Origin of the sequence: Paenibacillus phytorum (assembly GCF_013141715.1) — a bacterium.
GTDB classification, from domain to species: domain Bacteria; phylum Bacillota; class Bacilli; order Paenibacillales; family NBRC-103111; genus Paenibacillus_E; species Paenibacillus_E phytorum.
In genome coordinates, this window is record NZ_WHOA01000216.1 from 1 (window position 1) to 5779 (window position 5779).

Sequence of the window (5779 nt, forward strand, 5' to 3'; positions counted from 1 at the left end):
TCGATATCTTCATAAATTTTAAGCCCGAGATAATAAGGATTTAAGGTATGACGGGACGGAACCACGACCGAGGAGTTGTGCTTGGAGTACTCAATCGTCTCCTCTTCAGTCAAATCCAGCTCGCGCAGTATGTGTTGATGCCAGTACGAAGCCGAGCCTTCGTTGAGCTAAGGTGCTTATCTTTCAATAAAATCATTGGAAATGGATATTTTCGATGGACTTAATTCCTAGTCATCCAGAACTTTTCCATGGTATAATTATCCTGTTGTTAATGTGTAAGTAAAATGGAGGATAGGAATGAAAATTAAAAATATACTTGTAACTAAATTATTTGGTGAATTTGATCACGAAATACCATTGAATATCGAGGAACACATTACATTAATTCATGGTCCAAATGGATTAGGTAAAACTACCCTGTTAAATATGATTCACAATTTCTTTACTCACAATTTTTTGAAACTTTCTACGATTCCTTTTAGTGAATTTATTGTTCATTTTGATGATGATTCAAGTGTTTCTGTAATTAATAAACCCGTTGAAGATATAAAAAAGAACGATAATAACTCGCTTTTAATTGTTTACAAGCCCTATAAAGGTAAATATAAAAATTACAAACCTACATTTGAAGAAGATAATAATAGTTTCTCAGTTCCCATTCAAATGATAAGTGATATTATCCCAGGTCTTGATCGAATTGGAGCAAGACTTTGGAGGTACCTTCCCACAGGGGATATACTTAGTTTCAATGATGTAATAAATAAATTTAGTGACTTTCTACCTAATAATTTTATTAGGCAAAATAATATTCCGGAATGGTTAGTTGAAATAAAAAAATTTAATCCAATTCAATTTATTAAGACTGAAAGATTAATTCTAAATAATCGTGAGTTGGAAAATGTAAGGAGATCACAAGAACAACTCTCTGAGCATTCTGTTACAGTTTATGCAAATGAACTTGCTAGAGAAATCAAATCAAAACTTGCTGACTATGGTACACTATCTCAATCATTAGATCGTACATTCCCTACGAGGCTAGTTAGATTAAAAAACAATGAAGAGCTAAACAATGAAAAGTTATTAAATAAATTAGATGAACTAGAAACTAAGAGGAAGAAATTAATAAAATTAGGATTACTTGATAACAACTCGGATCTCGAATTTCAAGTAAGTAATGAAGAAATAGATGATCGTACACGCAGTGTATTATCGATCTATGTAAGTGATACGGAACAAAAATTAAACGTGTTTAACGATCTAGCCTCAAGAATAGATTTGCTTAAAAAAATAATTAAAGCACGTTTTCGTCATAAAGAAATGATAATTGATAAAGTAAAAGGAATTACATTTGTTACATCGCGTGGTGAAAGTCTTCATCCAATGAGCTTATCATCTGGCGAACAACATCAAATTGTTCTTTTGTATGAACTATTATTTAAAATTACTGAAAGCTCTTTAATATTAATTGACGAACCCGAACTGTCTTTGCATGTTGCTTGGCAAGTCCAATTTTTAAGGGATTTAGAAGAGATAACAAAAGTCGTTCCTTTCGATGTATTGATTGCAACTCATTCTCCTCAAATTATTAATGATCGCTGGGATCTTACAGTCGCATTAGAAGAAGATGAACTTGAAGAGCTAATATATGATGATAACAATTATGGGGATAACTTGGATAGGTTTATGGAGGATGTCTTTAAATGAAGTCATACCTAAATGGTTACACACTAGGGAATCAAATATTGATGATGAAAGGCAAAAAAAAGGGAATGTCTTTCTTAGTAGTTGAAGGGCGAACTGATTCATTTGGTTATTATTGGCTAATTAATAGAGAGAAATGCTTTCCAATAGCAGCTCATAGCAAAATTAATGTAATTGATACGATTAGATTTCTGGAAGTAAAAAATGCAGATGGAGTATTAGGTATTATTGACTCTGACTTTTGGAATCTTGAAAATGTTGCATTAAATAGTAATAATCTTGCCAAAACAGACACACATGACATTGAAACAATAGTTCTTAGTACACCTGCATTAGAAAAGCTTTTGTTGTTTTATGGTGACATAGATAAGATCCCATCAATTGAGAATGTAACTAATAAATTATTGGAGGCTGGAAAGCCTTTAGGATATTTGAGATGGGTTTCATCTAAGAGAAACATGAATCTTAATTTTAAAGGCCTTGATTTTAATTGTTTTGTTGATGATGAAACTTTAAATGTTAATCTTGAAAACATGATTTCAGCAGTGATAAATAATACACAAAAGTGTAAATTGAAATTAGACGATCTAAAAAAAATTGTTGAGTTTGGTCTTAAAAATTCTACACATAGTCCATGGCAAGTCTGTTGTGGACATGATTTGGTTGAAGTTCTCTGTATAAGTCTTAGTAAATTATTTGGATCATTTGGAACACCTGCAAAAAATAATACAGTTTCAAAATGGTTATTACTAGCTTATGAAAGTGCATATTTTGAAAAAACTGGTCTATATTCTTCCATTCTAGATTGGGAAGCTAGAAACACACCTTACATAATCTTATCTGACCAATATAAAAATCAGTTATCAAAAAAATTAGTGAGTCAAATTTCCTGAAATTGTAATTAAATAGAGATCTTGATTTACAAATAGATTTAAAAGAAGGCTGCCTTAGGGCAGTCTTTGTTGTGTTAATGGGAAATGATCCTGAATTACGAAAGCCTTTAAAATTAGCTTTAATATTAGATGATCAGAATGAGCTACGATTAAGTATATGTTTAAAAAGAGAAAGAGGAAGGAGACGAAACAGCTTAATCTAATTGCCGAAAAGAATGTATTTTTTGGAAATAAGTGTCTTTCAACTCGACTTTAGTCGGTGGGCGAAAGTTTACCATCCCGATTCGTATAAGGCGTAAAAACAAAGCCCCTACCTGGTCAAAAAGAACCATATAAAGGCTTTTGTCCATCAGTATTATTCAGTATCTTCTAATAACCAGTCAGAGGGAATTAATGCTCTTCCATTTCGCCATGGTTCTTCTATTAGAGCTTCCTGGAACTCTGGAATATCAATATTAGCATGATCCAAAACAATAATCTGGAGTTTACTCTGGAGCTCATTACAAACGGAGAACAACAAGTTAAACAACCGTGAAACAGCTAAACGATCCTCGTCCGTTAGTTCCTCATCAAGCCCTTCCATCACAGAGTATTTATCCGGGGGGAAGTATACTTGGGTTGGCTGGTCAAGGATAATGAATGAAGGAATTGGGCGTGCTCTTTGAATGAAATACTTATGCAATGCTAAATGGGAAACCAGATGACAACCTAACCAATTCTCGCCACTGCCCATTCTATACATGGGAATGGGTCTTTCTTCTTGGTCCGCAATTACGGTTAGGTTTTTTAGGTCCAACCGATAAGGGGACTCAGAATGTTCCAATTGTAGTTCCTCAGCCCATTTGGTCATGTAGGTGGATATTCTGCTAAGGGCAGAAGTGAGTAATTCATCTTTCTTGTCCTTATCCAACTCTTGTTCCAACACCTTAATTCTGTCTACTAATTGTGCAATTTGACCACTAAGTCCTTTATCCTCATGAACTTCATGATAATGTTCTAAAAACATACTAATTCTGCCGACAACTCTGGCGATCCTTGTGTTGATCTCCTTTATGTCATCGGCGATTTGCTGTTCCATCACAAGGGAATTGATGGAACTTGTAATGGTTTGCAATTCTTCCTTCAGTGAATTCTGCTCCTGAGTTAATTGGCTTAGAAATTCACGTAGTTTAGGTCGTTCGCGTTCGACAGAAATAAGATTGTTCTTAAGATTCAATAGGGATGAATTTATAAGATCAACAGTCGGCACTGAATTCTCCATTCTTGAAGTACATAAAGGACAATGTTCACGACCATCACCTTCACTGGGGAAAAGATGTACCGATTCCAACCTTAAACGCTGTTGGTTTGCTTGATGTGTATATCCTATTGCTTCGGATGCAAAGGCTTGAGCGGAACTAATTTGATCATTTACTTGAGCAATTTGTTCGATAATCCCGCGTCGATCAGATTGTAATTTTTGGGAATGATTTGTTTCGAATAGGGGAGCATCATAGGGTTTCCACTTTAGGGCTTCTCTTAAATAACTTAGAATAGCTTCCGAGTTGTCGGAGGATATTTTTTCGTCTAATAACCCAACCTGCTTGGCTTCTTCAAATAGACTAATCGCTGAAGCGCTTGAATTACCGGCTATCAGGATTGCTTCGTCCATTCTTTTCTTTAGAAGTTTGAGCTGACGCTTCGTCTGACGTAATTCCTGTTCAAGTCTAAGTTGATCTTCACGAATCACCCCCAAGAAATAAGGAAGAGTGTCCTTTATTGCTTGCGGTATAAAAGGTTCGTTTTGCCTGTGAAAAAGGGTGGACTCGTTCGCGATTACGCTTTGTTTCTGAAAGAGAAACGTTCTAGTATGTTTGAAATTCGCTTCTATTGAGTCACGGGATTCCCCTACGGAAGGAATATGCAAATTAGCAGATATACCAATGAGGTTGCCTAAGTATTCGACCAAGCTATCATCATTACTGTTGGTCTTAATCTTATCAAGATCGGGAAATTGCAAATCCGTACCTACTTCGAAATGGATCTGACTCTGGCTAACGGCATTTCCTTCTGGTGCCTTCTTGACGATAATAATTTCATGCTCTTTGTGTTTTAGTTTAACACCAAAGAAAACAACATGATTACGAATTACACCTTCGGGTACCCTGAACTCAGATCTACCTAAACAATACTCAATGATCTCAATTATCGCTGACTTACCTACCTTAGATTTCCCGGTAATAATGTTTACTTTGCCTAGTGTAAACTGAACAGTTCTCATTTTTCCAGTTTTATGATACAAAACGATACTCTTGATTTGTATGCTCATGGACGAATCCCCCATAATGTAAAAATTGTCGAGCTTGATGAATTAGACAACCAACGACCTAAAAACCTGCATTTTTTGATGATCTCATTGATCTCATCAGGAATTGTTTGTCTGATATATCTCTTTGTATTTGTCTTAAAACATCCGTTTACTTGTTCCAGATAGCCTTTATTCATAAGGAATATCATCGATTCTCGAGTGAACGGGATCATCTCATTTACACGATGAGCAAATCCGATCCTTACATCGGGACAGCTTTGTAACCAAGGTTGTAATTGAGTGCGTACAGTAGAGGGGAGCTGCTCCCGTGTGCTAGAATGCAAAACAATTGGAAGTAACAAAAACATTAGTTCAAGGGGCACACCTGAGCCGGTTTCGTTTTCATAAGACTTTACAAACTCTTTTAGTAACATTCCACAAAATGCAGGATTAAGAAGGTTTGCTACCTCTGTTGGGCGTTGGAGCCATGTATTCATCCGGTGGCACCTTCTTGATTATCTGAGTCAGCCCGCTGAAGCAAATCTTTGTAATGGGGGTGCCACCCGAGAGATAAATTCTTCTTATCGGCTAGGATATGGAAACTACCTTTCATTACATAGGGCTCTGTACAACTTGTCCTTATATTTAAATGGGAAATCCTCATGAGTTGATCATATAGTTGCTGTCCTTTCGGTATCAACTCATGATTTGTTTGACCATCAATGCCAGACTCGTTTAATATTTCAAAATATTCTTCCCATGCTTCGTGTAATCGTTTTTCATATCGTTCTAACTCACTTAAACTTACCAGGAGATCGGATACCCATCTTGACCTTTGCATAAATGCCCTATAGTAGTCCCTTAAGGCAAATTCAATTCGCTTTTCACTTAGGGATAT

General features: G+C 35.7%; 5 protein-coding genes and 1 pseudogene. 2 read left to right on the forward strand and 4 right to left on the reverse strand.

The window, feature by feature from the left end:
• Positions 1 to 167 (reverse strand): annotated as a pseudogene (locus tag GC098_RS30180) (SpoVR family protein); the annotation flags it as partial.
• Positions 168 to 297: 130 nt separating this feature from the next.
• On the opposite strand from GC098_RS30180, the gene GC098_RS30185 reads away from it, so the two are divergent.
• Positions 298 to 1704 carry an AAA family ATPase gene (locus tag GC098_RS30185; protein WP_171647180.1) on the forward strand — a complete coding sequence of 469 codons (1407 nt, stop codon included), beginning with the start codon at positions 298 to 300 and terminating at the stop codon, positions 1702 to 1704.
• Complete coding sequence (locus tag GC098_RS30190; RefSeq protein WP_171647182.1) at positions 1701 to 2594, forward strand: DUF4435 domain-containing protein; 894 nt, start codon at positions 1701 to 1703, stop codon at positions 2592 to 2594. The genes GC098_RS30185 and GC098_RS30190 overlap by 4 nt, the downstream gene beginning before the upstream one ends.
• A 355-nt stretch (positions 2595 to 2949) precedes the next feature.
• Here GC098_RS30190 and GC098_RS30195 read toward each other — a convergent pair whose 3' ends face one another.
• The 3 genes from GC098_RS30195 to GC098_RS39635 form a co-directional block, all read right to left on the reverse strand.
• Positions 2950 to 4902, reverse strand: a complete 1953-nt coding sequence (locus GC098_RS30195; protein ID WP_171647183.1) for a DUF3732 domain-containing protein — start codon at positions 4900 to 4902, stop codon at positions 2950 to 2952.
• The gene (locus tag GC098_RS30200) at positions 4899 to 5378 is read right to left on the reverse strand and encodes a three component ABC system middle component (RefSeq protein WP_171647185.1); all 480 of its coding nucleotides are present in this window, start codon (positions 5376 to 5378) and stop codon (positions 4899 to 4901) included. The genes GC098_RS30195 and GC098_RS30200 overlap by 4 nt, the downstream gene beginning before the upstream one ends.
• The coding region (locus tag GC098_RS39635; RefSeq protein ID WP_216625475.1) for an ABC-three component system protein at positions 5375 to 5779 on the reverse strand (405 nt) is incomplete at its 5' end. The genes GC098_RS30200 and GC098_RS39635, both read right to left, overlap by 4 nt.

Coding starts and splice junctions, on each gene's coding strand:
- GC098_RS30190 (WP_171647182.1), top strand. CDS start 1,701: ATGAAGTCATACCTAAATGGTTACACACTAGGGAATCAAATATTGATG.
- GC098_RS30185 (WP_171647180.1), top strand. CDS start 298: ATGAAAATTAAAAATATACTTGTAACTAAATTATTTGGTGAATTTGAT.
- GC098_RS30195 (WP_171647183.1), bottom strand. CDS start 4,902: ATGAGCATACAAATCAAGAGTATCGTTTTGTATCATAAAACTGGAAAA.
- GC098_RS30200 (WP_171647185.1), bottom strand. CDS start 5,378: ATGAATACATGGCTCCAACGCCCAACAGAGGTAGCAAACCTTCTTAAT.